Source organism: Oxalobacter formigenes (genome assembly GCF_002127965.1).
GTDB lineage: Bacteria > Pseudomonadota > Gammaproteobacteria > Burkholderiales > Burkholderiaceae_D > Oxalobacter > Oxalobacter formigenes.
On record NZ_CP018787.1, the window covers coordinates 430207 to 455826 of the forward strand.

A 25620-nucleotide genomic window follows, 5' to 3' on the forward strand; every position below is an offset into this window, starting at 1 on the left:
GGTTTATTTTTTGAAATAATCGCGGAATTTTTCGTGAACGGCACTCATCTGTTTTTCGGACAGAATTTTCAGATGGCCGGTTTGCAGTATGCGCCAGTATTGTTCACATAAGGATTCCACTTCGATGGCGATTGCCATCGCATGTTCGAGGTTATGACCCAGTGCGAGCATGCCGTGATGGGCAAGCAGGCAGGCATACCGGTTTTCAAGGCAATCCAGTGCACTGTCCGAGAGTTCCTGTGAGCCGAACAGGGCATATGGTGCGCAGGGGATCGTGTTGCCGCCGGTTACGGCAATCATGTAATGAAAGGGCGGGACTTCAAGCTGCAAGCACGCCAGTGTAGTCGCGAACGGTGAGTGAGTGTGCATTATGGCATGAATTTCCGGACGAGAATCGTAAATGTCCCGGTGCATCCGCCATTCACTGCTGGGTTTGCCACCTTCGACGGTTTCACCCGACATGTTCATGAGACAGATGGACTCCGGTGTCATTTTTTCGGGATCGATGCCGCTTGGCGTGACCAGAAAACTGTCTGAACCCTTGAACGTCGTTTCGCATCGTGCACTGATGTTGCCGCAGGAACCGCGATTCATGCCAATGGATACGAGGCGTTGACTGGCTTCGACAATTTGCGATGCCTTTTCTTTATCCGTGCCTGAAAGCGAGACAGATCGGGTTGCCATCACGGTTTTCCGTTTTTGAAAACGCGACCGGCCACTGCACTGAGCTTCAAGACGATTTCGGGGTCTCTGGAAGCAGGTGGCGTGATGATGGCATTATCCAGCGCGAAGCGACATGAACAGGCTGGCGCCGATGAATCGGAATGAATACGGGGTATGATGTTCTTCAGAAGGGTTTGTGCATTGGCTGCATTTTCAGACAGGGTTTTGATAATTTGTTGCGTCGTGACATGATCATGTTCGGGATGCCAGCAGTCATAGTCCGTGACCATCGCAATGCTCGTGTAGCACATCTCCGCTTCACGGGCCAGTTTGGCTTCGGGAATATTGGTCATCCCGATAACGTCGCAGTTCAGGCTCCGGTACATTTCCGATTCGGCACAAGTCGAAAACTGGGGGCCTTCCATCGCCAGATACGTTCCGCCCAAGACGGTGTCGATACCGATTTCCTGTGCGGTCTGATGAATGAGATCCGAAAGGCGGGAGCAAGTCGGATGAGCCATCGCCACGTGAGCGACACAACCGCGTCCGAAGAACGACCGTTCACGGGATATCGTCCGGTCGATGTATTGATCGACGATGACGAAGGTGCCGGGTCTGAGGTTTTCTTTCAGTGAACCGACTGCACTGACGGAAATGATGTCGGTCACGCCCACTCTTTTCAAAACGTCGATGTTGGCGCGGTAATTGATGTCGGTGGGGGACAATATGTGACCGCGCCCATGCCGTGGCAGGAAAACCAGTTGCTGTCCGTTGAGCTGTCCGAACAATAATTCGTCGGAAGGAGCACCGAAAGGGGATGCTATTGCTTCCCAGTGTTTGTCCGCAAGCCCTTCAAGCTGGTAGATGCCGCTGCCGCCAATGATGCCGATCATGTGTATTCCTGCTGGTTGTCATTTTCAGACGTCATTATTGAATGACAGAAATGATTATGCAAGCTTTCAGGAATGCATGCCGGGATGGCAAGAGGATAATTTCCCGTAAAAAAAGCGGCTTTAATCCCAGTCAGGATAAAAACCGCTTTTACAGGATGCCGGAACGTTTCTTATTTCTGGCGAGCTTTTGCTGCAATGCGCAGGCGCAGAGCATTCAGTTTGATGAAGCCAGCCGCGTCTTTCTGGTCGTATGCACCGGCATCGTCTTCAAAAGTCGCGATGGTCGAGTCGAACAGGGAATCGGACTTGGAATCACGGCCGACAACGATGACGTTGCCCTTGTACAGTTTCAGGCGGACAGTACCGTTGACGTGTTCCTGTGTATGGTCGATCAGTTTTTGCAGGGCGACACGTTCAGGAGCCCACCAGTAACCGTTATAGATCATCGAGGCGTAACGTGGCATCAGGTCGTCTTTCAGATGGGCGACTTCACGATCCAGCGTCAGGGATTCGATGGCTCTGTGAGCGGTCAGGATGATGGTGCCTCCCGGGGTTTCGTAGCAGCCACGGGACTTCATGCCGACGTAACGGTTTTCGACCAGATCCAGACGGCCGATACCATGTTTTCCGCCAAGGCGGTTCAGTTCGGTCAAAACGCTTGCTGCCGACATGCGTTTGCCGTTGATGGCAACGATATCGCCTTTTTCGAATTCAACGTCAATGTATTCTGGCTGATCCGGTGCTTCTTCAGGGCTGACTGTCCAGCGCCACATGGAGGTTTCCGGTTCGGCGTTGGGATCTTCCAGATGTCTGCCTTCGTAGCTGATGTGCAGCAGGTTGGCATCCATCGAATAAGGTGCGCCGCCCTGTTTGTGTTTCATGTCGATTTCGATCCCGGCGTCTTCTGCGTATTTCAGCAGTTTTTCACGGGACAGAAGATCCCATTCACGCCATGGGGCGATGATCTTGATGTTCGGCATCAGGGCGTATGCGCCCAGTTCGAAACGGACCTGATCGTTACCCTTGCCGGTTGCGCCATGAGCGATCGCGTCTGCACCGGTTTCACGGGCGATTTCGATCAGTCTTTTTGCGATCAGCGGACGGGCGATACTGGTGCCCAGCAGATATTCACCTTCATAAATCGTATTGGCCCTGAACATCGGGAACACGAAGTCGCGAACGAATTCCTCACGCAGGTCGTCAATGAAAATGTTTTCAGGTTTGATACCGAATTTAAGGGCTTTCTGACGGGCCGGGTCGAGTTCTTCGCCCTGTCCGAGATCGGCTGTGAAGGTGACCACTTCACATTGGTATGTGTCTTGCAGCCATTTCAGGATGACCGAGGTATCCAGACCGCCAGAATAGGCCAGGACAACTTTTTTAATGTCGCTCATAGAGTGTCTTTCGATTGTTTCAGTTTGAAAGGAATCCGGAATTTGAATCTGGAATATCGTTCAGATATAGCAAACTCTCATTTTATGCCGTTTCAGGTAAAACGGGAACATGTCAGTGTGGAAAACGCCAGACAAGGAAACACCCTGTCACGCAATGCATGACAGGGAAAGGATTTATTCTTCTACCTTGCCTTTGACGAGATATTCAAGCAGGGCTTTCTGGACGTGCAGCCTGTTTTCCGCTTCGTCCCACACAACGGATTGTGGGCCGTCGATGACTTCGGCAGTGACTTCCTCGCCACGATGGGCAGGCAGGCAGTGCATGAACAGGGCATCCGGTGCGGCGTGACGCATTTTTTCAGCATCGACGTTCCAGTTGGCGAACGCTTTCTTGCGTACTGCGTTTTCTTCCTCGAAGCCCATACTGGTCCATACGTCGGTCGTAACCAGATGGGCGCCTTCGCATGCATCTGCGGGGTTGTCGAACTGGGTAAAGTGGCTGTGATCCGGTGAAACCAGTTTGAAGTCGATGTCGTATCCCCTGGGAGTCGAGACGTTGACGTGGAAGCCGAAAACTTCCGCCGCCTGCAGCCAGGAATACAGCATGTTATTGGCGTCACCGATCCATGTGACGGTTTTGCCTTTGATGGAACCCCGATGTTCGATAAAGGTGAAAACGTCGGCAAGTACCTGGCATGGATGGTGCTCGTTCGTCAAACCGTTGATGACCGGCACGCGTGAATAGGCCGCAAAGCGTTCGATGATTTCATGGCCGAAAGTACGGACCATGATGACGTCGGACATGCGGGACATGACCTGTGCCGCATCTTCAATCGGTTCTCCCCTGCCCAACTGGCTGTCGCGTGTGTTGAGGTAAATGGCTGTACCGCCGAGCTGATGCATACCTGCTTCAAAAGAGAGGCGTGTCCTGGTGGAACTTTTCTCGAAAACCATGACAAGCGTACGGTCGAGAAGAGGGTGGTATGGCTCGTAATTCTTGAACTTGCGCTTGATAACGTGCGCGCGTTTGATCAGGTGTTCGTATTCAGCCAGAGTTAAATCGGAAAATTGAAGATAGTGTTTGATGGTCATATACGACTATGGCAGCTAAAAAGTGTGCTGCGTGAACGTTTTTAATGTTTGATTATAGTTGATTTTTCGAAATTTTAAAAAAAACGGGGTTTTTGCTCATTTTTTCTGGCATTTTCAGTCTGAAAATGCACGGTTTTCAAAAAAGTCCATTCATGGCAAAAGCTTTCAGAACACTTTCTGTTCCGATTCATGCACGAGCTGTTTGTACAGTTCGTGGCGCATAGGTGATATGTCGCCTTTTGCCACAGCTTCAAGAACGGCACATCCCGGCTCGGTCAGATGATGGCAATTGTAGAAACGGCAGTGTCCGAGACAGGGTCTGAACTCCGGAAAAGCCCGCTCGAGCATCCCTTCAGTCAGGTGATACAAGCCGAATTCCTGAAAGCCCGGAGAGTCGATGACGGCGGTATTGTCATCGATCTGGTACATCCGGGTGAACGTAGTGGTATGTTTCCCCGAGTTCAGCACAGTGGAAATTTCACGTGTGGCAATATCGGCACCCGGTACCAGCAGGTTGACGATGGTGGATTTACCCATTCCGGATTGTCCAATCAGAATGGTCGACCGGTTTTCAATAATCGGCAACAAGATCGAAAGCGTTTCTTCCGGATTCGCTGTCGCCGAAACTTCATGGACGGCATAACCGAGTTTTTTATAGAAACCGGCACGCTGGCGGGCTCTCTCAAGCTGATCGGTGATGTCGATTTTGTTCAGGATGAGATGAACCTCGATTCCGGCTGCTTCAGCCGCCACAAGCGCGCGAGATACAAGGTCGTCGGAAAAGCTGGGTTCCGTGGCAATGACGATGAACAGCTGGTCGACATTGGCCGCCAGCAATTTGGATTTATACTGGTCCGAGCGATATAGCAGGGAATGCCGTTCCGAAATGGATTCGATGACGGCCTGCCCTTTGGCTGTCGGCATGATATTGACGCTGTCTCCGACCGCAACGTCGCTTTTCTTTCCGCGAGTGACACAATGAAGCATTTCACTGCCTGTGCTCGCCAGATAATGACGGCCATGTGCGGCAATAATCCGGGCGTGCATCATATTCTTTGTCATGAGTGTCCCAGTAAATGATTGATTCGCTGGCTGGCTGGCGGATGGGAATCGTAAAATGCCGAATGGAGCGGGTCCGGTGTCAAAGTGGAGGCATTGTCCTGATACATTTTGACGAGAGCGTGAACCAGATCGTCTGCCTGTGTGTACTTTGCCGAAAAGGCATCTGCCTCGAATTCATGTTTGCGTGAACTGATTGCCATCAGGGGGGACAAAAAGAAAGTGAAGATAGGCAGAGTCAGGGCGAAAAGAATAAGCGCCACGGCGTCACTACCGCCAGCCGGTATGGAATCGACGCCCAGTCCGGCATAAAACCAGCTCTGGTTTTTGAGGTAACCGAGAATGGCAAGAAAAACAAGAGACAGAATGCTTGTGGCGAGCATGCGTTTCATGACGTGTTTCAGGCGGAAATGGCCCAGCTCATGAGCCAGAACGGCTTCTATTTCTTCCGGTGACAGCTTTTCAATCAGGGTATCGAAAAAAACGACCCGTTTGGCGGCGCCGAAACCGGTAAAGTAGGCGTTTCCATGTGCACTCCGCTTCGAACCGTCCATGACGAAGAGGCCTTTGGACTGGAAACCCACGCGTTTCATGAGGTCCTCGATTTTCAGGCGCAACTGTTCATCCTGCAAGGGAGTGAATTTGTTGAAAAGCGGGGCGATGAACGTTGGATACAGAAACAGCATCAGATACTGGAAAATGGTCCAGAGTATCCATGCATACAGCCACCACCATGTACCGGCCTTTCCCATCACGGTTAGCAAAACCCATATCACCGGCAGCCCAATGATGACGCCCAGTATCGCGCTTTTGACGATGTCGCCGACAAACAGGGGTGGCGTCATTTTGTTGAAACCGAATTTTTCTTCAAGAACGAATTGCTGCCAGTAATCGAATGGAAGATCGATGGCGCCGACGATAATACTAGCCAGAGCGATCAATGCAATCTGGTAAATCATGTCGTTGCCGCTTATGCCAAGAACCCAGTCCGACAGCTTTTCCAGTCCTCCGAAAAGGGTGAAGCCGAGCAGGACGGCCGTCTCGACGATCAGGGAAACAAGGGAAAATCGCGTTTTGGCAACCGTATAGGCAGCCGCCTTCTGGTGCGATGCCAGACTGATGCTGCCGACGAATTGTTCCGGCACTTTTTCCTGATGAGCCCTGATGTGGCGTATTTGTCGTATCGACAGCCAGCAACGGACAACAAAGGTCAGAATCAGAAAAAAAATAAATAATTGCGTAAACGCGGATGCTGACATTATGTCCTTGTGAGAAAATGTTCGATTATGTCATTAAGGAATGAAATTATGTCACAAGCTCAGGAATCGCAACCAGCGTCTGCTCAAAATAAAGGCGGTAAAAAATTGCGCAGTGAAATGAATTTGATTTGGGTTGACCTTGAAATGACAGGCCTCGATCCGGAAACCGACCGGATTATCGAAGTGGCTGTCGTTGTAACGGATGCGAATCTGAATGTGCTTGCCGAAGGACCGGTTTATGCCATCCACCAGTCCGATGCAGTTTTGAACGGCATGGATGCCTGGAACAAGGGAACACATGGACGCTCCGGTCTCATCGACCGTGTCAAGGCGTCCAATATCACGGAAGCGATGGCTGAAGATGCATTGATTGATTTCCTGATCGATTACGTTCCCAGGGGAAAATCGCCCATGTGCGGAAACACGATTTGTCAGGATCGGCGATTCATGGCAAAAACGATGCCGAGACTGGAAGCGTTTTTCCATTATCGCAATCTGGATGTGTCGACCCTGAAGGAACTGGCACGCCGCTGGAAGCCGGAACTGATCGATGGTTTCAAAAAACAGCAGAAACATACGGCTCTGGCGGACATTATGGAATCCATCGATGAGCTGAAATATTACCGGGAACACTTTATCAAGGTTTAATCGTTTCGAATACGGCGCTTTTGATTGTGAGAAGAATATGATTTTACAAAGCACGGTTGTCGATGAAGAAGAGTTGCGTGAACTGATCGATCATCAGGAGAGAATACGGGAAGACGAACGCAAGCGCATTGCACGGGAAATTCATGACGAACTGGGCCAGCGTCTGCTGGCCTTGCGGATTGAGGTGACATTGCTGAAGCAGGAGACGTTTGATTCACGTGAAAAGCGTTCGGAGCGGATCGATGAGGTGCTCGGGCAGCTCGATTCGACAGTCAAAAGTGTCCGTAACCTGATCAATAATCTGCGCCCTGCCGTGTTGGATCTGGGACTGGTTGCATCGCTTGATTGGCAGGCGAAAGATTTCACCCGCAGAAACGGAATCGAGTGTGTTTTTGAAACGCACGATGAAAATCTGGAAGTGGACGACGAACGTGCGACGGTTTTGTTCAGGGTGCTTCAGGAAGCGCTGACGAATATCGTCAAGCATGCCAAAGCTAGCAAGGTCAGCGTCAAGCTGGATGGAAATGACGATACTCTGGTTTTGAAAATTTCCGACAATGGCATCGGCATGCCGAAAGTACGGAACCGGAAAATCAAATCCTACGGTCTGGCAGGTATCCGGGAGCGTATAGGCATGCTGAATGGTGAATTCAGAATTGCAACGGGCGATACCGGGACAACCCTGACGTTCAGGATTCCTCTGAAAACGAAGTAAGCCTGTTTACTTTTCCAGCAATGGTGCGAGAAGAGCCATCGTGCGATCGGTCGCGCCATGCTGGTTTTGTGCGAATGCTTGCGCTTTTATTCCCATTTCGCTACGCGAGGTGTCCTGGCTGAACAGTTTGTCCGCTTCAGTCATCATTTCCGATGCCGTCTGGATACGAATGGCAGCACCTGCACTGATAGCGTCTTTCGTAATAGCTTCGAAATTGAACGTATGAGGGCCAATCAGAACCGGTTTGCCCAAAGCGCTGGCCTCGATCAGGTTCTGGCCTCCCAGTTTCAGCAGGCTTCCTCCGATAAACGCGACATCGCAAGCCGCGTAATACATGAACATTTCACCCATTGAATTGCCCAGCAATATCCGGACATCATCCGGAATAATATCGGATGAGAGGTTCTGGAGTTGTGAACGCTTCATCATGCGAATTTTTCTAGCCTGAATCTGGTCGGCGACTTCAGAAAACCGTTGTGGATGACGTGGAACGAGAAGAAGAAGGGCTCTTTTATCGAGATGATCCAGTGCATCGAGAATCAGGTTTTCTTCGCCGTCACGGGTGCTGGCGCACATCAGAACCGGTCTGTTACCGATGCATTTTTTCAGCAGTTTGCCCTTTTCGACGGCTTCATCCGGTGGGGTGATGTCGAATTTGACGCTGCCTGTTACGGCAATATTGCCTGCTCCGAACTGGGAAAGGCGGTCTGCATCCGTTCTGGTCTGGGCGGCAACGACTGAAAAGCCTTGTGCTGCCTCGTTCATGATCGATTCAAGTTTTTTGCCTTTTTTCAGTGACCGCGCCGACAGGCGTGCGTTGACGAGCGCAAGCGGAACATGGTGTTTGACGCATTGTGAAATCAGGTTGGGCCAGATTTCGGTTTCAAGCAATATGCAAAGCGATGGCTGGAAGTGCCGGATGAAGCGACCCATCATCCAGTTTGTATCGTAGGGAAGATAGGCTTGCATGAGCCTTTTTTCCGTTTCGAAAAGAGAACGTCCCGTGGCGCGACCGGTCGGGGTCATGTGCGTCAGGAGGATATCGCAATCCGGATAACGGGAAAGAAGCGCCCGTACCAGTGGTTCGGCCGCCCGCGTTTCACCGACCGATACGGCGTGTACCCAGATTCTCTGTTTTGGGGAAGCGACTGGCGGAAAAAACCCCAGTCGTTCCGGAATATGCTGGCGATAGCCCGGCTCTTTCCGGCCTCTTATGTAAAGCCGGGCAATCGCCAGAGGCAATATCAGCCACCAGATTAACGAATACAAACGTCGCATGAAATGATCGTCAAGTTTAAACGGGCTCTATTATCCCCGAATCTGCCGGGCAAATGTTTCCCCAATAGCTAAAAATTGCATATTTGCACGCTACACCCGAATGTTTTTTACAAAGTACAATATCACTATTGGAAATAATGATTAATATAGCTTTCATTATTGATTCCGGAAATGGACCGATCGTCAGTCGGAATCGTTCAATTCGGTATGTAAGTTTATTAAGGCTGCCATGGAACTTCGCATTGCGACTTACAATATTCATAAAGGGGCGTCGATCGATCATCGGCCCATCATCCAGGAACTGAAAAGATCTATCCGGTCTTTGGGTGCCGATGTCATTTTTCTTCAGGAAGTACAGGGGCGCCATGATTTGCAGGTAAACCGGCAGGCGCTTTTATGGCAGGAACAGGGGCAACATGCCTATCTTGCCGGCGACTCGCTTTACTGTGCCTACGGCAAGAATTCCGTTTATAACTACGGTCATCATGGTAATGCCCTGTTGAGTACCTATCCTATCGTTTCCCAGTTCAATCAGGATGTTTCCGATCATGCGCTCGAATCGCGCGGGATCTTGCACTGCGTTTTGCAAACGCCGGAAACGAAAGTGTATTGTTACGTCATTCATCTCGGCCTTTTCAACGGCAGCCGTATCCGGCAGACGCGTGCCCTGATCCGTACGGTGCAGGCATCCGCTCCCAAGGATGCGCCTGTGATCATTGCGGGTGATTTCAATGACTGGAACAATAAATTGTCAGGTTTTCTGATGCGGACCTTGCAGGTCAAGGAAGTGTTCGATGAACTGGATATGAAACAAAACGGGAAAAGGAGTTATTTTCCCCGATTGACCGGTCAGGTTCCCAAACCGGTGGCAGCCAGAACCTTTCCTGCGCTGTTTCCTTTCTTCAGACTGGATCGTATCTACGTTCGCGGTTTTGAGGTCGATTCCGCCAGCGTGATGCAGGGTTCTCCCTGGACATCGCTGTCTGACCATGCGCCACTGGTCGCTTCCTTGCGGATCAAGTGAGGATGCGTGTCGTCAATTACACCTACGACAATAACCTGACGCTATTGCAAAATGGCGAGGATTTTTTCCCGGCCTTGCTGGACGCAATCGAAAACGCGCATTCCGAGATTTATCTGGAAACGTATATTTTTTATCCTGATGAAGTCGGGCGCAGGGTGATCGATGCATTGAAAAAGGCCGCTGCAAGAGGCGTTCAGGTGCATGTGATCATTGACTGGCTTGGAACAGGCCGCAAATTGTGCCAGTTGCTGAACCGGGAGTTTCAGGCAGCCGGTATCGAGTGCCATGTATTCAACCGGTGGTTTCGCCGGGGATTTGTGCGTTTGCACCGGAAAATCTGCGTTGTCGACCATCTGATTGCCTTTGTCGGCGGCATCAATATCCTGAACGATTACCGCTATGACTATAACAAGAAATCGCTGTTGACTTATCCCCGGCAGGATTTTGCAGTACGGGTCGAAGGTCCGTTGGCGATGCGGATCTATCAGGAAGCCATTCGTCTCTGGGAACAGACCGGAAAACGGACTTTGTGGGAACGCTTCGACCGGTATCGTGCCATTATTCGAACAAGAGAGCGATTCAGGAGGGCGAAGACGGCGCTTGCCGGTTTTATCGTCCGGGACAATTTCCGGAACCGGCGTACCATCCAGCGCGCTTATTTGCGTGCGATGGGGCAGGCACGAAAACGCATTATTCTGGCGACTCCTTACTTCGCACCGGGGCGGCGCTTTCGCAATGCACTGGCTTCGGCGGCTTCGCGAGGAGTCGAGGTCATCCTCCTGATCGGCAGTGGTGAGTTCTGGGTTCAGGATTCGGTTGCGCAGTCTTTTTATCCAAAATTGCTGAAAAGCGGGATCAAGGTTTTTGAGTACAACAAGACCCAGTTTCACGGGAAGGTTGCCGTTATCGATGATAAATGGGCAACGGTCGGCTCAAGCAATTGCGATGGTTTGTCCCTCTTTTTGAATCATGAAGCCAATGTCGTCGTCAGGGATGTCGATTTTGCCAAAACCTTGAGGAAAGACATCGAAGCCGCCCTGTCGGAAGCCGTCGAGATCTGTCCGGAAAGTTTTGCAAACCGTCCATGGTACAAACGTTTCTGGTATGGCACGGCTTTTCTTATTTATCGTTTCATCATGCGAACGATAACCTGGGGCGACTATACCTGAAAGGCTTTTGGCATTGTCGCCATATTCCCTGTAAAATAGACAATGAAGCAAGCCAGACAGCCGCCGGTTTCCAATGCCTTGCAAAGGAAACGGGAGGAAGGTCCGGACACCACAGGACAGGGTGACGGTTAACGGCCGTCCGCTGAAAACCGAGAGGGATAAGGCGAGGAACAGGGCCACAGAGACGAGCGTATTAAGTTACGGTGAAACGCGGCAACCTCCACCTGGTGCAATTCCAAATAGGCACGCTATGAGGCGGTCCGCGGAGCGTGCGGGTAGGAAGCTCGAGTGCAGGAGTAATCCTGTGCCTAGATGAATGGCTGTCATAGTACCGTTTTCGGTACCGTAACAGAATCCGGCCTATCGGCTTGCTTTATTTTTCTTCTTTCTTTTTTCTCCCCTCTGCCTCCTTTCTCATATACATGTTTTTTAACCTCGCGTTTATTGCTGAGTTGCGTTTGCATAACCAAATGCAAAGTATTTGATTTTGTATAAACCCATGTATTTGCGTGAGAGAGTGCTTTCAATATGCCTTGTAAGTGATTCATTTCTTTGGTTATTTATTTTGCATCATTGAGCCTTGCCATCGTCTAAGTCCTTGACTTCATTAAGAAATTCTCAATTTATTAACAAAAAGCTCTTGACCACATATTAAGCATCTAATAAAGTGGGTAAAAGTGTGAAAAAGTGTGTATTTGTGGGATAAATTTCATGCTCCGGTGCTTCGTTTAAAAGCAAATCAGAAAGGATATTAACCGTGTTTCAGGGTGCTTCGTCGATCAGTCTGGATGCAAAGGGAAGGATGGTCATTCCTGCAAGGCATCGTGACGCTCTGTCACTTCAATGTGACGGACGTGTGACATTGACGCGTCATCCACACGGTTGTCTTTTGTTCTTTCCGCGTCCTGTATGGGAGGCCCATCGGGAAAAGATTGCTGCATGGCCGATGTCTGCCCGTGCCTGGCAACGGATTTTTCTGGGAAGTGCTTCGGATGTGGAAATCGATTCTGCAGGAAGAATTCTGATTTCACCGGAGTTGCGTCAGGCAGTGGGGCTGACAAGAGATGTGATGTTGTTGGGGATGGGCAGTCATTTTGAAATCTGGGATGCATCCAGATTGCAGGAAAACGAATCGGAAGCGATTGCGTCAGGAATGCCGGAAGCTTTGCAGGATTTTTCATTTTAAGTGTCAGGGTGGATAAACGTGCCGGAATTGACTCATGATTCGGTATTGCTGAAAGAAGCAGTAGATGCTCTGGCGATAGAAGGCGATCGTGTTAATGGAATTTTTATTGATGGAACGTTTGGCCGGGGAGGGCACAGCAGATTAATTCTTGAGCGTTTGGGGGGGGAAGGGCGACTTATCGCATTCGACAAGGATCCGGAAGCGGTTTCGGTAGCGGGGAAAATAACTGATCCGCGTTTTGAAATAGTGCATAAAAGTTTCGCGGATCTGGGCGAGGTTCTTGAAGAAAAGGGCATCGAGATGATTGACGGAATTTTACTTGATCTCGGTATTTCATCGCCACAGGTAGAAGACGCTGCCCGCGGCTTTTCTTTTCGCCTGGAAGGACCGCTCGATATGCGCATGGACTCCACCAGAGGATTGTCTGCAGCCGAATGGCTGGCAGTTGAAACGGAAGAAAAAATTGCGGAGGTAATTCATCAATATGGGGAAGAACGGTTTGCTTTTCAGATTGCAAAGGCGATTGTTGCTTGCCGGACCATCAAGCCCATTGATAGTACGAAACAACTTGCCGAAATCGTGGCAGGGGCAGTCAAGACTTTTGAAAAGGGCAAAAATCCGGCCACGCGCACATTTCAAGCTATACGGATTTTCATCAACAGAGAGCTTGAGGAATTGGAAATAGGCCTTCAGGCAGCCTGGCAGCATTTGCGGCTGAACGGGCGGATGTCGGTCATCAGTTTTCATTCTCTCGAAGACCGGATAGTGAAGAAATTTTTGTCAGGCAAGGCAAAGGTGGACATGCCGGATCGTCGTCTCCCGATCAGGGCGATTGACCTGCCGCAGCCTGAAATGAAGTTACTGGGCAAGCAAAAACCCTCGAAAGCCGAAGTGAGCAAGAATGCGCGCTCACGTTCGGCTATTTTGCGTATTGCGACAAGGGTTTCTTATGAAAATGGAGGGCGCAATGAAGATTAGATTGCCCCTCATTCTGGCTGCGCTGCTGGCGGTATCGGCCCTGTTGCTGGTCAATTCCCAGTATCAGGCACGAAAGCTTTTTATGGCACTGGAGTTTGCGCAGTCGCAGACACGCCAGCTGGAAATTGAATGGTCGCAATTGCAGTTGAAACAGTCGCAATTGAGCAAGCATGCACGCATTGAGGAAAAAGCGGTAAACGAACTGAACATGATGCGGGTATCGCCTGCGAATACCCAATTTTTGAAAATGACACCACCATGATACGCAATATTAAATTCATGAAAAATTCGCGCGTTGCTGCGGCAAAGGGGGTGTCTTTCTCTGCAAATCCTGAACTGAAGGTCAGTTTGTCTCCCTGGCGTTCGCGGCTGGTGTTGTTTATGCTGTTTCTGGCATTCGCCGGACTCATCGCCAGAGCCTTGTGGCTTCAGGGGATTTCCACAGATTTTCTCCAGAAACAGGGTGAGTCGCGATATGCAAGAACGCTTGAATTGCCGGCGACCCGTGGCAAGATTCTCGACAGGAACGGTCATGTTCTGGCTTCTTCGGTGCCGGTGAAAGCGATTTGGGCGATTCCCGAAGACGTTCTGACTCAACCGAAGGAAAAGATCAGCAAACTGGCAGCCTTGCTCGGTATGACTGAAAGCAGCCTTTACGCAAAGCTGGATTCCGACAAAAGCTTTGTTTACCTGAAACGGCAGGTCGATAACGACGTGGCTGACGAGATCGTCAAGCTGGGGATTGCCGGTATCCAGACCAGAAAAGAATACAAGCGCTTCTATCCTGAAGGCGAAGTGATGGCTCACGTCGTCGGGTTTACCAACGTCGAGGATATCGGCCAGGAAGGGATTGAGCTGGCATCCCAGAATGTTCTGGCAGGTGAAAAGGGCAGCCGGCGGGTCATCAAGGACCGTCTGGGACATATCGTCGAGGATATGCGTGCCATCAAGGAGCCGCTGGATGGCAAGGATCTGGTTTTATCCATCGACAGCAAGTTGCAGTACATCGCCTACAAGTATTTGAGTGAAGCTGTCGAGAAACACAAGGCCAAGGCGGGAAGTGCCATCGTTCTGGATACGCATACCGGCGAAGTGCTGGCGATGGTGAACCTGCCGAGTTTCAACCCGAATGACAGACGTCACCTGACCGGGGCGCAGTTGCGTAACCGTGCCATGACGGATACGTTCGAACCCGGTTCGATCATGAAACCTTTCTCTGTTGCGCTGGCACTGGAAAAAGGTATCGTCAAACCGACTTCCATGATTGCCACAGGCAACGGCAAATTGACGATCGGCACGGCGACAATCGGCGATACCCATTCGAACGGAACGATTTCAGTCGCTCAGGTTATCGAAAAATCGTCCAATATCGGGACGGCGAAAATCGCCTTGCAGATGCAACCTGTCGAAATGTGGGAAATGTTTACTTCCCTCGGGTTCGGGCAGCAGCCCCGTTTCGGTTTCCCGGGCGCGGTCGCCGGACGTGTGCGGCCTTATAAATCATGGCGACCTATCGAACAGGCCACGATGAGTTACGGACACGGCATTTCTGTTTCCCTGTTCCAGATTGCTCATTCCTACATGATTTTTGCGCGTAACGGCGATACGATCCCGCTTTCTTTCCTGAAAAGAAATGAAATGCCCGCCGGTCAGAGAATCGTTTCCGAAAAAACGGCCACAGACATGCGCCAGATGCTTGAAATGGTGACGAGCGAACATGGAACGGCCCGTCGTGCGCAGGTTTCGGGCTATCGGGTTGCCGGTAAAACCGGGACGGCTTACAAGATCGAAGGCGGCCGTTATGTCCGTAAATATGTCGGTTCCTTCGTTGGGTTTGCGCCCGCTTCCGACCCACGTGTCGTGATTGCAGTCATGATCGATGAACCGACCGCAGGCCATTACGGTGGTACGGTTGCCGGGCCGGTTTTCTCGGCTATTGCTGCGGATACCTTAAGAGCGATGAACGTTGCTCCGGATGCGAAATTTGAAGAAGTTCTGGCTGCAAACAAATTGGCGAAGGGAGGCATGTGATGGATAAAGCTCTTCAATTGATGCCAATCGTTCAGTGGATAAAAGGAATTTGTCCGAATGGACAGCTGTTTTCCGATTCCCGCGAAATAAAATATGAAACCGATGCTGTTTTCTTCGCTTATGAAGGTGACTCGGCAGATGGACGAAATTACATAGCCAGAGCTATCGAAAGCGGCGCCAAAGCGGTTGTATACGAGTCGTCTGATTTCGAATGGAATCCCGACTGGAAAGTGGATCATCTTGGCGTTGTTGGCCTTAAGGCCAATGCAGGTCCGATAGCAGACGCTTTTTATGGATCACCTGCCCGTTCCATGTCGATTATTGCGGTGACCGGAACCAATGGCAAAACGTCCACGACTCAGTGGATTGCGCAAGCCTTGTCCAGACTTGGCAGAAAGACGGCCGTCATCGGCACGCTGGGCGTAAGCATTTTTGAAAACGGCGAGAGCGGGGCCAGCGAAGAAACAGGCTATACCACGCCCGATCAGGTGCAATTGCAGAGGATTCTGGCAGATTTGCATTCACGGGAAGTGAAGTGTGTCGCAATCGAGGCGTCATCCATCGGAATCGATCAGGGCAGATTGAATGGCCTGACGATTGATATCGCCCTGTTTACCAATTTCACGCGTGACCATCTCGATTATCACCATGACATGGCTTCGTACAAGGCAGCCAAACGGCGCCTGTTCGGCTGGAAAGGCCTGAAACACGCTGTCGTCAATCTCGACGATGCGATGGGGATTGAGCTGGCAAGTGAACTGAAGTCGAAAATGGCGCTGACAGGGTATTCGATTAATGGCGCCAGGGCCGACATCCCGGTTTTGAACGCAGTCGATATCCGCAACAGGACCCATGGTGATGAATTCCGGATCGAGTCGCCCTATGGCGACTCCAAAATCAGGACACAACTGATCGGCCGGTTCAATGTCAGTAACGTCCTGGGTGTTCTCGGGGTTTTGCTGGCTAACGGTATCGATTGGGATTCCGCTGTCCAGTCTCTTACTTCTCTGGCTGCTCCTCCGGGACGTATGCAACAGATGGGCGGCAAGGAAGCGCCGCTTGTCGTGATCGATTTTGCCCATACGCCGGATGCGCTGGAAAAAGGCTTGTCCACCTTGCGCCATGTGGCGGACGATCGTAACGGAAAACTCTGGTGCATTTTCGGGTGCGGTGGTGACAGGGATCACGGAAAGCGCCCTGAAATGGGTGAAAAAGCCGAGTCGGCAGACGTCATCATTGTCACGAGCGACAATCCTCGCAGTGAAGATCCGAAAAAGATCATGGAAGAAATCGTTTCCGGTATGACGAAAGATCCGATTCAGGTGGAAGACCGCGCGACGGCTATCCTGACAGCGGTCAAGCAGGCATCGAAAAACGACGTTATTTTCGTTGCCGGAAAAGGGCATGAAGCGTATCAGGAAGTCAAAGGGGTAAAAAGGCCTTTTGCCGACGCGGATCACGTGGCACTCGCTCTTGCATCGCGTCTTACAACTCAAAAGGTGGAGCCATGAAAACGACTCTTGGACAACTCCACCTCTGGATAAACGGCAGCAAAATGACTGCCGACGCATCCTTTGACGGTGTCTCGACGGATACCCGTCTTGTCGGCGCAGGCAATTTGTTTGTGGCACTGAAAGGCGAGAATTTCGATGCGCACGATTTCCTGGCCGAACTGCCGAAAAAAGGCGTTGCGGCTGTGGTGGCAGAACGCATTCCTGAAAATTATCCTCTGCCTGCGCTGATCGTGGCCGATACCCGTCTGGCTCTGGGTGACATGGCCAGAGAATGGCGCAGGAATTTTTCCATCCCGGTCGTCGGCGTAACGGGCAGCAACGGAAAAACGACAGTCAAGGAAATGATTGCCACCATCTTCAAGACCGCTTTCGGGGAAGACGGCCGTTTGGCCACATCTGGCAATTTCAATAACGATATCGGTGTTCCGCTGACCATTTTCCGGATGAATGAAAACCATCGTGCTGCCGTCATCGAACTGGGCATGAATCATGTCGGGGAAATGGCTTATCTGTCGGATATCGCGCAGCCGACGGTGGGGCTCGTCAATAACGCACAGCGCGAACATCAGGAATTCATGCAAACCGTTCTTGCGGTTGCAGAAGAAAACGGAACAGTGATTCGCTCTTTGCCTGAAAACGGGACAGCCGTTTTCCCTGCCGATGAACCGTATTCGGACTTGTGGACACGGTATGCCGGTGCACGCCAGATCAGGACATTCGGACTGGGCAAGGATGCGAAGGTATCCGGGCAGTACAAAAACGAAGATGGCAGCACGTCGGTTTTGATCGAAAGTGAAGGCAAATCGTATTCCGTCAGACTGGCAACAAGTGGAAAACACAATGTCAGAAACGCTCTGGCAGCGGCAGCCTGTGCCCGCTCTGCCGGTATCGACTGGCAAACGATCGTGAAGGGCCTTGAAGCATTTTCTCCCGTTCACGGTCGTCTTGAAAAGAAAAATGCTTTTAATGGTGCACTTCTGATTGACGATACTTATAATGCCAACCCGGATTCGGTCCGGGCCGCTATCGATGTGTTGGCTGAACTCTCCGGTAAAGGGATTTTCGTTCTGGGAGATATGGGCGAAGTCGGCAATGATGGTGAGCGTTTTCATGTCGAAGTCGGTGAATATGCAAAAGAGCGCCAGATCAGCCATTTCTTCACTTTTGGTGAAATGGCCCGATTTGCGTCGAAAGCTTACGGAAACAGCGGGCGACATTTCGACAATATGAACGAAATGAATGCCGTGCTGGAACAATTGCTTGAACCGGACATGACCGTACTGGTGAAAGGCTCGCGTTTCATGAAAATGGAACGGGTCGTCAATCAATTGATGAATAAAAATAATAAGGAAGGTAGTTGATATGCTGCTTTGGCTGGCACAATTTTTTCAACAGGATGTGGGACCGCTCCGGGTTTTCAGTTTTATTTCATTCAGAGCGGTGTTTGCCACATTGACTGCACTGGCTATCGGACTGTTAGCCGGGCCAGCCGTTATCCGTTTGCTGACAAGACTGAAAGTCGGACAGGCTGTCCGTACTGACGGTCCACAGACGCATCTGGTCAAATCGGGCACGCCGACGATGGGCGGCCTTCTGATCCTGATCGCCATTACGGTTTCGACTCTGCTATGGTGTGACTGGTCGAACCGGTTCATCTGGGTTGTCCTGATTGTGACGATCGGGTTCGGCATCGTCGGATGGGTGGATGATTATCGCAAGGTCGTCTACAAGGACCCGAATGGCATGTCGTCAAGGGAAAAATATTTCTGGCAGTCGTTGATTGGTATCGTGGCAGCCATTTATCTGGCGTTTGCGGTATCGGGACAATCCAATGCAGAAGTCTGGACACTGTTTATAGACTGGGTCAGATCCGGTTTCAATATGGACCTGTCGCCGAAGGCCGACTTCATCATTCCTTTTTTCAAAACGATCAGTTATCCGCTGGGTGTGTGGGGCTTTATAGCGTTGACTTATTTCGTCATCGTCGGGACGAGCAATGCCGTCAATCTGACCGATGGCCTCGACGGTCTGACGATTATGCCGACTATCATGGTCGGTACGGCACTGGGTGTTTTCGCGTACCTGACCGGCCACTCGCTTTATTCCAAATATCTTTTCATCCCGTACATCCCGGGTGCAGGTGAGTTGCTGGTTTTCTGTGGCGCGATGGCCGGGGCGGGGCTGGCGTTTTTGTGGTTCAACGCCCATCCGGCGCAAATGTTCATGGGCGACGTCGGTGCACTGGCACTGGGCGGTGCACTGGGAACGATTGCCGTGATCGTCAGGCAGGAAATCGTGCTGTTCATCATGGGCGGCATTTTTGTGGTGGAAACCATTTCGGTCATGTTGCAGGTGACGTACTTCAAGTACACGAAAAAGAAATACGGAACAGGACGCCGGATATTTTTGATGGCGCCCTTGCACCATCATTTCGAACAAAAGGGCTGGAAAGAAACTCAGGTGGTTGTCCGTTTCTGGATCATCACCATGATTCTGGTTTTGATTGGTTTATCGACTTTGAAGATTAGATGATATGAACTGGGCAGGCAAAAAAATTCTCGTGTTGGGACTCGGTGAGTCCGGACTGGCAATGGCGCGCTGGAGCGCGTATTGCAAGGCGAGCGTTTGCGTTGCCGATACGCGGGAAAACCCGGACAGGTTGCCACAGTTGCAAAAACTGATTCCCGAAAGCCGGTTCATGTCGGGGCCGTTTGCGACGGAAGGGCTGGAACAGTTCGATATCATCGCCGTCAGTCCCGGACTGCGCCCGGATGTTGAACTGAAAGAAATACTGCCATTTGCCAAAGAACACGGTATTCCTGTCTGGAGCGAAATCGAAATGTTCGCGCAGGCCTTGAAAGGGCTTGAAGAAGGGACTGCGTACAAACCGGACGTCATTGCCGTTACCGGAACGAATGGCAAGACGACAGTGACAAGCCTGACCGGACATATGTGTGAACGTGCTGGCAAGACGGTCCGGCTGGCGGGCAATATCAGCCCGGCGGCTCTGGACGTTCTGCTGGATGTCATTGAAAAAAAACAGTTGCCTGACGTATGGGTTCTGGAACTGTCCAGCTTCCAGTTGTTTACGACATATACCTTGCAGGCCAATGCGGCAACCGTATTGAACCTGACGCAGGATCATCTGGACTGGCATGGCAGTATGGAAGCGTACGGTGAAGCCAAGGCGAGAATTTTTGGTGAAAAAACAGTCCGGGTATTGAACCGGGAAGATGCTGCTGTGATGAAAATGGCATCGGCTGATGCGCCTGTCGTTACTTTCGGTACGGATGAACCGCTTGAACCGAGTTCTTTCGGCTTGCATCTGGATCGCGATATGGAATGGCTTGCTGTCATGTCGCCGGTTGAAGATGGCATTGTCAGAAGAAACAAAAAGAACGATGCACCGCTTGAATATGCCGTGCAGAACCTGATGCCTGCCGGAGCGCTGAAAATCCGCGGTCGCCACAATGCCAGCAATGCGCTGGCGGCACTGGCCTTGTGCCGTGCGATTCACTTGCCGTTCGCTCCTCTCTTGCAGGCATTAAGCGATTATCGCGGTGAGCCGCATCGCGTCGAACTGATCGCTACCGTCAAAACAGTTTCTTACATCGATGACAGCAAGGGTACCAATGTGGGCGCGACGGTCGCTGCCGTTAACGGTCTGGGTGAAAAAGGACGCAAGAACATCATTCTGATTGCCGGTGGTCTGGGCAAGGATCAGGATTTCTCGCCTTTGTCTGAAGTCGTTGCACAATACGTGAAGGCGGTCATGCTGATCGGCAAGGACGCAAGGCAGATTCATGATGCACTGGCCGAAACGGGCGCGTCGTTTGTATACAGCGACAGTCTTGAACACGCCGTTGGGGAAGCGGCGAAAATGGCTCAGGACAACGATACGGTACTGCTTTCTCCTGCGTGCGCGAGCATGGATATGTTCCGCAACTATGCCCATCGTTCGGAAGTGTTTGTCAATGCGGTCAGGGAAGTCGCTTCAGCTTGCGGGGAGGTAATGCCATGAACCTCAATCTGAATATGAGTACAGTCAAGGAATTTTTCGGCAACATTTTCGGCAGCAGCACCAGCCGTGTGACAGCAGCCAAAAATGCCCGAATGATGAAGATCGATTTTTATCTGATCTGGGCTGTCCTGTCACTGATGATTCTTGGACTCATCATGGTTTACTCCGCTTCCATCGCCTTGCCCGATTCGCCGAAATACGCCAGTTACCGGAATGAGCATTTCTTTATCCGGCAGGCCATTTTCATTGTGATCGGCCTGATTGCCGCCGTGATGGCGTTCAGGGTCAAGATCGACACCTGGCAGAAATACGCTCCTCTTTTGTTCGTCATTACGCTCTTTTTGCTGGTTCTCGTTCTGATTCCGGGAATCGGGAAAGGCGTTAACGGCGCAAGACGCTGGCTGTCGTTCAGGATATTCAATTTGCAGCCTTCTGAATTGATGAAGCTTTTCATCGTCTTGTATGCCGCGGATTATACCGTCAGAAAACAGAATTTCATGCACAAGCTGACCAAGGGATTCCTGCCGATGGCGACCGCCCTTGGCCTGATCGGTCTTTTGCTCTTGCTGGAACCCGATCTGGGTGCTCTGGGCGTCGTGATCTGTATTGCGATGGGCATTCTCTTTCTGGGCGGTTTTAACGGGGTGTGGTTCGGAGGGATCGCGGCGACGCTGGTGGGTATCTTCAGTATGGTTATCGTCATGTCACCCTGGCGGCGCGAGCGTATTTTCGCGTACCTGAATCCGTGGGATGAGGTAAACGCACTGGGTAAAGGCTACCAGCTTTCCCATTCGCTGATCGCGTTCGGCCGGGGCGAAATTTTCGGTGTCGGACTCGGTGGCAGCGTCGAAAAACTGCATTATCTGCCGGAAGCGCACACGGACTTTTTGATGGCGGTTATCGGTGAGGAACTGGGTTTTGTCGGTGTGGCTGTAGTGGTTGCCCTGTTTTACTGGATCGTCAAGCGGGCTTTCGAAATCGGGCGTCAGGCCATTGCGATGGATCGCATTTTTGCAGGATTGCTGGCACAGGGTATCGGTATCTGGATCGGTGTTCAGACGTTCATCAATATGGGTGTGAATCTGGGGCTGTTACCAACGAAAGGCCTGACCTTGCCGCTGATGAGTTATGGAGGATCGGGGATTCTGATCAATTGCGTGGGGCTGGCGATCCTTTTGAGGGTCGATTACGAAAACCGCAAGATCATGCGTGGAGGTGGCCGTGAGCGAACGTAAGAAACTCATGATTATGGCCGCAGGAACGGGAGGACATATTTTCCCGGGGCTGGCTATCGCCGCAACCATGCAGAAAGAAGGCTGGGATGTGACCTGGCTGGGAACGCAGCACGGCATGGAAGGAAAAATCGTCCCTGCTGCGGGAATCGAAATGGAGTCGATCGATTTCGCCGGATTGAGAGGCAAGGGGCTGGCGCATACGATTGGTGGAAGTATCAAGCTGATGACGAGTTTCATGACGTGCAGGGGAATCATGAAACGGCGCAAGCCCGATCTGGTTGTCGGAATGGGTGGATATGTCACCGTTCCGGGTGGCATGGCAGCGAGAATGCTCGGTATTCCTGTCGTGCTGGTCAATGCGGACGCCAAACTGCTGTTGTCGAACAAGGCACTGGCCTCTTCGGCAAAACATGTGTTGTTCGGTTTGCCGGGTGAATATGGGGAAGTCGCTCATAAAGCGGTATTGACCGGCAATCCGATCCGGCAGGAAATCAGGGAATTGCCGCAACCGGAAGAACGTTTTGCCGGACGCGAAGGTGTCCTGAACATTATGGTTGTCGGCGGAAGCCTGGGGGCAAAAGTATTGAATGATTGTTTGCCTGCTGCATTGGCACTCTTGCCATTTGAGACAAGACCGAATGTGACGCATCAGACAGGCAGGCAACATGTGGCCCAAGTCCGGCAGCAATACAGGAAAGCGCAGGTTAATGCGGAGGTTCTCGATTTTATCGACGATATGGCTGTGCGTTATGCAAATGCCGATCTCGTTATCTGCAGGGCCGGAGCAATTACGGTTTCCGAGCTGACAGCGGCGGGGGTTGCCAGCATTCTCGTACCGTTTATTGCATCGAGTACATCGCACCAGCGGGATAACGCGATTTTCATGGACAGGGAAGGGGCGGCCACACATCTGCCGCAAACCAGTCTGACGCCGGAATATCTGGCCGGACTGCTGAAAGAAATGACCCGCGAAAAATGCCTTGTAATGGCGAAGACGGCTTATTCGCTGGGCAAGCGGGATGCTAACGAAAAAATTGCCGAGGTTCTCATTAAAGCGGCAACCAGATAAAAGATTGATTGTATGAAACATAAAGTCAAAAGAATACATTTTGTTGGAATCGGCGGCAGCGGTATGAGCGGCATCGCCGAGGTGCTCGTCAACCTCGGTTATGAAATCACCGGCTCCGATCTGACAAGCAATTCGTCCACCCGACATCTGGCGGCGCTGGGTGCCCGCGTCATGCTGGGGCACGCACCTGAAAATATCGAAAATGCCGATGCCGTCGTCGTTTCAACCGCAATCAGGGACGATAATCCGGAAGTGCTGGCTGCCCGCAAGAAAAATATTCCACTCGTTCCAAGAGCCGTGATGCTGGCAGAGCTGATGAGACTGAAACGCGGTATCGCCATTGCCGGTACACATGGCAAAACGACGACGACCAGTCTCGTTGCCAGCGTACTTGCGGAAGGCGGTTTCGATCCGACCTTCGTTATCGGTGGCCGTTTGAACAGTGCGGGAGCCAATGCCGGTCTGGGTGCCGGTGATTTTATCGTCGCGGAAGCGGATGAATCGGATGCGTCTTTCCTGAATCTGTATCCGGTCATTGAAGTCATTACCAATATCGATGCCGACCATATGGATACGTATGGTCACGATTTTGCACGTCTTAAACAGGCATTCGTCGAATTCACGCAGCGCCTGCCATTCTATGGTCGCGTCATGCTGTGTATCGACGACAAGAACGTTTGCGAAATCAAGCCGTTCATATCCAAACCGGTCACGACTTACGGTTTCCACGAAGATGCGGACGTCAGGGCGATTGACCCGAAAGCGGAAGGTACGATGATGACGTTCACCGCCTTGCAGAAAGACCATCCTCCAATTTCGATTCGCCTGAACCAGCCGGGCATGCATAACGTCCAGAATGCCTGTGCCGTGATTGCCATAGCACGGGAACTGGGTATCGAAGACAGTGCGATTCAACGGGCAATGGAACAGTTCACCGGTGTCAATCGCCGCTTTACAAGACTGGGAACGGTCCGTCTTCCCCAGAAGACAGGCACCTCGATTGCCGAGGTCGAACTGGTGGACGATTACGGGCATCATCCTTCGGAAATGGCGGCAACCATTGCTGCGGCACGTGGCGCTTATCCGGACAGAAGGCTGGTAATCGCTTTCCAGCCACACCGGTACACAAGAACGCGCGATCTGTTTGAAGATTTCGTGAAGGTTCTTTCCGGTGCTGACGTATTGCTTCTGGGTGAGGTCTATCCTGCGGGCGAACAGCCGATTGTCGCAGCTGACGGCAGGACACTGGCAAGAACCATTCGGGTGGCAGGCAAGGTCGATCCGGTTTTTGTCGAAAACATCGCCGAAATGCCGGACGCGATATTGAATGTGATTGAAGACGATGACGTCGTGATTACGATGGGCGCGGGTTCGATCAGCAGTGTTTCAGGAAAACTCCTGGAAAAGGCTTTGGAAAAATAATGGATAAAAAGATGAAATCGGATGCGTTTGGAAAAGTGGGTGTTCTCTACGGCGGCAAGTCCGGAGAGCGCGAGGTCTCGCTTATGTCCGGAAAAGCGGTTCATGAAGCCCTTAAAAGCAAAGGCATTGATGCGCATCTGTTCGATACCGGCACGCATACGGTAGCCGAACTGGAAAAGGAAAAGTTTGACCGGGTATTCATCGCCTTGCACGGTATCTATGGCGAAGACGGTTGCATGCAGGGTTTGCTGGAAGAATTGCAGGTGCCTTATACGGGTTCCGGCGTGATGGCATCGGCCATCGCGATGGACAAGATCATGACCAAGCGCCTGTGGCTGGCTGAAGGACTGCCGACACCGCGTTATACGGAATTGAAAGCGAACACCGATTTTAATGAAGTCGTTGCAAAGCTGGGACTGCCGCTGATCGTCAAGCCTGCCTGTGAAGGGTCGACGCTGGGCTTGACCAGGGTTACGGACGCCAGCCAGATGAAAGAAGCTTACGAGCTGGCGGCGACACACGACCAGTCGGTTCTGGCCGAGGAGTTCATTGAGGGCATGGAGTTGACCTGTGCGGTGCTTGAACGTGATGGCAAGCCGGAGGCTCTGCCGATGATCCGGATTATCGCACCGGGTGCGAATTACGATTATCAAAACAAGTATTTCAGCGATGAAACGAAGTATCTGTGTCCCTGCGGTCTGGACGCAGAGCTTGAAAAGAGCATCCAGCAGTATGTGGTTCAAAGCTACCGGGCATTGGGATGCCGTGGCTGGGGGCGTGTCGATGTGATGTTGCGTTCGACGGACAACAAACCGTTCTTGCTGGAACTGAATTCATCGCCGGGCATGACAGGGCATTCGCTGGTGCCGATGGCGGCAAAACAGGCAGGACTGGATTATGCAGATTTGTGTGTGACGCTCCTTGCGGCAGCGACACTGGATCATATTAAACATAAGGGAAACTGATAAGG

General features: G+C 51.5%; 23 protein-coding genes and 1 other RNA gene. 17 read left to right on the forward strand and 7 right to left on the reverse strand.

Annotated elements, in window-relative coordinates:
- Positions 1 to 3 precede the first annotated feature (3 nt).
- The 6 genes from BRW83_RS02140 to BRW83_RS02165 all read right to left on the reverse strand — a co-directional run bounded on the left by BRW83_RS02140 (position 4) and on the right by BRW83_RS02165 (position 6360).
- Entirely contained in the window at positions 4 to 684 is a 681-nt protein-coding gene (locus BRW83_RS02140) for a class II aldolase/adducin family protein (RefSeq protein WP_005881982.1), read from the reverse strand.
- The gene (locus BRW83_RS02145; RefSeq protein ID WP_005881981.1) at positions 684 to 1556 is read right to left on the reverse strand and encodes an S-methyl-5'-thioadenosine phosphorylase; all 873 of its coding nucleotides are present in this window, start codon (positions 1554 to 1556) and stop codon (positions 684 to 686) included. The genes BRW83_RS02140 and BRW83_RS02145 overlap by 1 nt, the downstream gene beginning before the upstream one ends.
- Positions 1557 to 1726: 170 nt before the next feature.
- Positions 1727 to 2950 carry an argininosuccinate synthase gene (locus tag BRW83_RS02150; protein WP_005881980.1) on the reverse strand — a complete coding sequence of 408 codons (1224 nt, stop codon included), beginning with the start codon at positions 2948 to 2950 and terminating at the stop codon, positions 1727 to 1729.
- A gap of 174 nt (positions 2951 to 3124) precedes the next feature.
- Positions 3125 to 4042 carry an ornithine carbamoyltransferase gene (argF, locus tag BRW83_RS02155; protein ID WP_005881979.1) on the reverse strand — a complete coding sequence of 306 codons (918 nt, stop codon included), beginning with the start codon at positions 4040 to 4042 and terminating at the stop codon, positions 3125 to 3127.
- A 165-nt stretch (positions 4043 to 4207) separates the two neighbouring features.
- Positions 4208 to 5104, reverse strand: coding sequence for a ribosome small subunit-dependent GTPase A (gene rsgA, locus BRW83_RS02160; protein ID WP_005881978.1), 897 nt, complete (start codon positions 5102 to 5104; stop codon positions 4208 to 4210).
- A complete protein-coding gene (locus tag BRW83_RS02165; protein ID WP_005881976.1) occupies positions 5101 to 6360 on the reverse strand; it encodes a M48 family metallopeptidase in 1260 nt (419 codons plus the stop codon). The genes rsgA and BRW83_RS02165 overlap by 4 nt, the downstream gene beginning before the upstream one ends.
- Before the next feature lie 117 nt (positions 6361 to 6477).
- Between BRW83_RS02165 and orn the strand changes: the two genes are divergently transcribed.
- Both orn and BRW83_RS02175 read left to right on the forward strand, forming a co-directional pair.
- On the forward strand, positions 6478 to 7008 hold the full coding sequence (gene orn / locus BRW83_RS02170) for an oligoribonuclease (RefSeq protein ID WP_231284516.1): 531 nt from the start codon (positions 6478 to 6480) through the stop codon (positions 7006 to 7008).
- 37 nt (positions 7009 to 7045) lie between these two features.
- Entirely contained in the window at positions 7046 to 7723 is a 678-nt protein-coding gene (locus BRW83_RS02175; protein WP_005881972.1) for a sensor histidine kinase, read from the forward strand.
- A gap of 6 nt (positions 7724 to 7729) precedes the next feature.
- Here BRW83_RS02175 and waaA read toward each other — a convergent pair whose 3' ends face one another.
- Positions 7730 to 9001 carry a lipid IV(A) 3-deoxy-D-manno-octulosonic acid transferase gene (waaA, locus tag BRW83_RS02180; protein ID WP_005881970.1) on the reverse strand — a complete coding sequence of 424 codons (1272 nt, stop codon included), beginning with the start codon at positions 8999 to 9001 and terminating at the stop codon, positions 7730 to 7732.
- A gap of 229 nt (positions 9002 to 9230) precedes the next feature.
- Between waaA and BRW83_RS02185 the strand changes: the two genes are divergently transcribed.
- The 15 genes from BRW83_RS02185 to BRW83_RS02255 all read left to right on the forward strand — a co-directional run bounded on the left by BRW83_RS02185 (position 9231) and on the right by BRW83_RS02255 (position 25615).
- Complete coding sequence (locus tag BRW83_RS02185; protein ID WP_005881968.1) at positions 9231 to 10025, forward strand: endonuclease/exonuclease/phosphatase family protein; 795 nt, start codon at positions 9231 to 9233, stop codon at positions 10023 to 10025.
- Between the two features lie 2 nt (positions 10026 to 10027).
- The gene (gene clsB / locus BRW83_RS02190) at positions 10028 to 11194 is read left to right on the forward strand and encodes a cardiolipin synthase ClsB (protein ID WP_005881966.1); all 1167 of its coding nucleotides are present in this window, start codon (positions 10028 to 10030) and stop codon (positions 11192 to 11194) included.
- A gap of 44 nt (positions 11195 to 11238) precedes the next feature.
- Positions 11239 to 11573, forward strand: an RNA gene (gene rnpB / locus BRW83_RS02195) — RNase P RNA component class A.
- A 378-nt stretch (positions 11574 to 11951) separates the two neighbouring features.
- Positions 11952 to 12380, forward strand: coding sequence for a division/cell wall cluster transcriptional repressor MraZ (gene mraZ, locus BRW83_RS02200; RefSeq protein ID WP_036603219.1), 429 nt, complete (start codon positions 11952 to 11954; stop codon positions 12378 to 12380).
- 18 nt (positions 12381 to 12398) lie between these two features.
- Positions 12399 to 13358, forward strand: coding sequence for a 16S rRNA (cytosine(1402)-N(4))-methyltransferase RsmH (gene rsmH / locus BRW83_RS02205; protein ID WP_005881961.1), 960 nt, complete (start codon positions 12399 to 12401; stop codon positions 13356 to 13358).
- Positions 13348 to 13620 carry a cell division protein FtsL gene (ftsL, locus tag BRW83_RS02210; RefSeq protein WP_005881959.1) on the forward strand — a complete coding sequence of 91 codons (273 nt, stop codon included), beginning with the start codon at positions 13348 to 13350 and terminating at the stop codon, positions 13618 to 13620. The genes rsmH and ftsL overlap by 11 nt, the downstream gene beginning before the upstream one ends.
- Complete coding sequence (locus tag BRW83_RS02215; RefSeq protein ID WP_005881957.1) at positions 13617 to 15389, forward strand: peptidoglycan D,D-transpeptidase FtsI family protein; 1773 nt, start codon at positions 13617 to 13619, stop codon at positions 15387 to 15389. The genes ftsL and BRW83_RS02215 overlap by 4 nt, the downstream gene beginning before the upstream one ends.
- Complete coding sequence (locus tag BRW83_RS02220) at positions 15389 to 16900, forward strand: UDP-N-acetylmuramoyl-L-alanyl-D-glutamate--2,6-diaminopimelate ligase (protein ID WP_005881955.1); 1512 nt, start codon at positions 15389 to 15391, stop codon at positions 16898 to 16900. The genes BRW83_RS02215 and BRW83_RS02220 overlap by 1 nt, the downstream gene beginning before the upstream one ends.
- On the forward strand, positions 16897 to 18264 hold the full coding sequence (locus BRW83_RS02225; RefSeq protein ID WP_005881952.1) for a UDP-N-acetylmuramoyl-tripeptide--D-alanyl-D-alanine ligase: 1368 nt from the start codon (positions 16897 to 16899) through the stop codon (positions 18262 to 18264). The genes BRW83_RS02220 and BRW83_RS02225 overlap by 4 nt, the downstream gene beginning before the upstream one ends.
- Before the next feature lies 1 nt (position 18265).
- A complete protein-coding gene (gene mraY, locus BRW83_RS02230) occupies positions 18266 to 19435 on the forward strand; it encodes a phospho-N-acetylmuramoyl-pentapeptide-transferase (RefSeq protein WP_005881950.1) in 1170 nt (389 codons plus the stop codon).
- Between the two features lies 1 nt (position 19436).
- On the forward strand, positions 19437 to 20924 hold the full coding sequence (murD, locus tag BRW83_RS02235) for a UDP-N-acetylmuramoyl-L-alanine--D-glutamate ligase (RefSeq protein ID WP_005881948.1): 1488 nt from the start codon (positions 19437 to 19439) through the stop codon (positions 20922 to 20924).
- On the forward strand, positions 20921 to 22159 hold the full coding sequence (gene ftsW, locus BRW83_RS02240) for a putative lipid II flippase FtsW (RefSeq protein ID WP_005881947.1): 1239 nt from the start codon (positions 20921 to 20923) through the stop codon (positions 22157 to 22159). The genes murD and ftsW overlap by 4 nt, the downstream gene beginning before the upstream one ends.
- A 7-nt stretch (positions 22160 to 22166) precedes the next feature.
- On the forward strand, positions 22167 to 23228 hold the full coding sequence (murG, locus tag BRW83_RS02245; RefSeq protein WP_186447522.1) for an undecaprenyldiphospho-muramoylpentapeptide beta-N-acetylglucosaminyltransferase: 1062 nt from the start codon (positions 22167 to 22169) through the stop codon (positions 23226 to 23228).
- A 12-nt stretch (positions 23229 to 23240) separates the two neighbouring features.
- Positions 23241 to 24650 carry a UDP-N-acetylmuramate--L-alanine ligase gene (gene murC, locus BRW83_RS02250; RefSeq protein ID WP_005881942.1) on the forward strand — a complete coding sequence of 470 codons (1410 nt, stop codon included), beginning with the start codon at positions 23241 to 23243 and terminating at the stop codon, positions 24648 to 24650.
- Positions 24650 to 25615 (forward strand): D-alanine--D-alanine ligase, encoded by a 966-nt coding sequence (locus BRW83_RS02255; RefSeq protein WP_005881940.1) that lies wholly within the window; start codon positions 24650 to 24652, stop codon positions 25613 to 25615. Before murC ends, BRW83_RS02255 begins: the two co-directional genes overlap by 1 nt.
- The last annotated feature ends 5 nt before the right edge of the window (positions 25616 to 25620 follow it).

What these genes read in the sequence shown, in the direction of transcription:
- clsB (WP_005881966.1), top strand. Translation starts at nt 10,028, where the DNA reads ATGCGTGTCGTCAATTACACCTACGACAATAACCTGACGCTATTGCAA.
- BRW83_RS02225 (WP_005881952.1), top strand. Translation starts at nt 16,897, where the DNA reads ATGAAAACGACTCTTGGACAACTCCACCTCTGGATAAACGGCAGCAAA.
- BRW83_RS02220 (WP_005881955.1), top strand. Translation starts at nt 15,389, where the DNA reads ATGGATAAAGCTCTTCAATTGATGCCAATCGTTCAGTGGATAAAAGGA.
- ftsW (WP_005881947.1), top strand. Translation starts at nt 20,921, where the DNA reads ATGAACCTCAATCTGAATATGAGTACAGTCAAGGAATTTTTCGGCAAC.
- BRW83_RS02140 (WP_005881982.1), bottom strand. Translation starts at nt 684, where the DNA reads ATGGCAACCCGATCTGTCTCGCTTTCAGGCACGGATAAAGAAAAGGCA.
- mraY (WP_005881950.1), top strand. Translation starts at nt 18,266, where the DNA reads ATGCTGCTTTGGCTGGCACAATTTTTTCAACAGGATGTGGGACCGCTC.
- orn (WP_231284516.1), top strand. Translation starts at nt 6,478, where the DNA reads ATGAATTTGATTTGGGTTGACCTTGAAATGACAGGCCTCGATCCGGAA.
- murC (WP_005881942.1), top strand. Translation starts at nt 23,241, where the DNA reads ATGAAACATAAAGTCAAAAGAATACATTTTGTTGGAATCGGCGGCAGC.
- BRW83_RS02185 (WP_005881968.1), top strand. Translation starts at nt 9,231, where the DNA reads ATGGAACTTCGCATTGCGACTTACAATATTCATAAAGGGGCGTCGATC.
- waaA (WP_005881970.1), bottom strand. Translation starts at nt 9,001, where the DNA reads ATGCGACGTTTGTATTCGTTAATCTGGTGGCTGATATTGCCTCTGGCG.
- BRW83_RS02255 (WP_005881940.1), top strand. Translation starts at nt 24,650, where the DNA reads ATGGATAAAAAGATGAAATCGGATGCGTTTGGAAAAGTGGGTGTTCTC.
- BRW83_RS02175 (WP_005881972.1), top strand. Translation starts at nt 7,046, where the DNA reads ATGATTTTACAAAGCACGGTTGTCGATGAAGAAGAGTTGCGTGAACTG.
- BRW83_RS02165 (WP_005881976.1), bottom strand. Translation starts at nt 6,360, where the DNA reads ATGTCAGCATCCGCGTTTACGCAATTATTTATTTTTTTTCTGATTCTG.
- murD (WP_005881948.1), top strand. Translation starts at nt 19,437, where the DNA reads ATGAACTGGGCAGGCAAAAAAATTCTCGTGTTGGGACTCGGTGAGTCC.
- murG (WP_186447522.1), top strand. Translation starts at nt 22,167, where the DNA reads ATGATTATGGCCGCAGGAACGGGAGGACATATTTTCCCGGGGCTGGCT.
- argF (WP_005881979.1), bottom strand. Translation starts at nt 4,042, where the DNA reads ATGACCATCAAACACTATCTTCAATTTTCCGATTTAACTCTGGCTGAA.
- rsgA (WP_005881978.1), bottom strand. Translation starts at nt 5,104, where the DNA reads ATGACAAAGAATATGATGCACGCCCGGATTATTGCCGCACATGGCCGT.
- BRW83_RS02150 (WP_005881980.1), bottom strand. Translation starts at nt 2,950, where the DNA reads ATGAGCGACATTAAAAAAGTTGTCCTGGCCTATTCTGGCGGTCTGGAT.
- ftsL (WP_005881959.1), top strand. Translation starts at nt 13,348, where the DNA reads ATGAAGATTAGATTGCCCCTCATTCTGGCTGCGCTGCTGGCGGTATCG.
- BRW83_RS02215 (WP_005881957.1), top strand. Translation starts at nt 13,617, where the DNA reads ATGATACGCAATATTAAATTCATGAAAAATTCGCGCGTTGCTGCGGCA.
- BRW83_RS02145 (WP_005881981.1), bottom strand. Translation starts at nt 1,556, where the DNA reads ATGATCGGCATCATTGGCGGCAGCGGCATCTACCAGCTTGAAGGGCTT.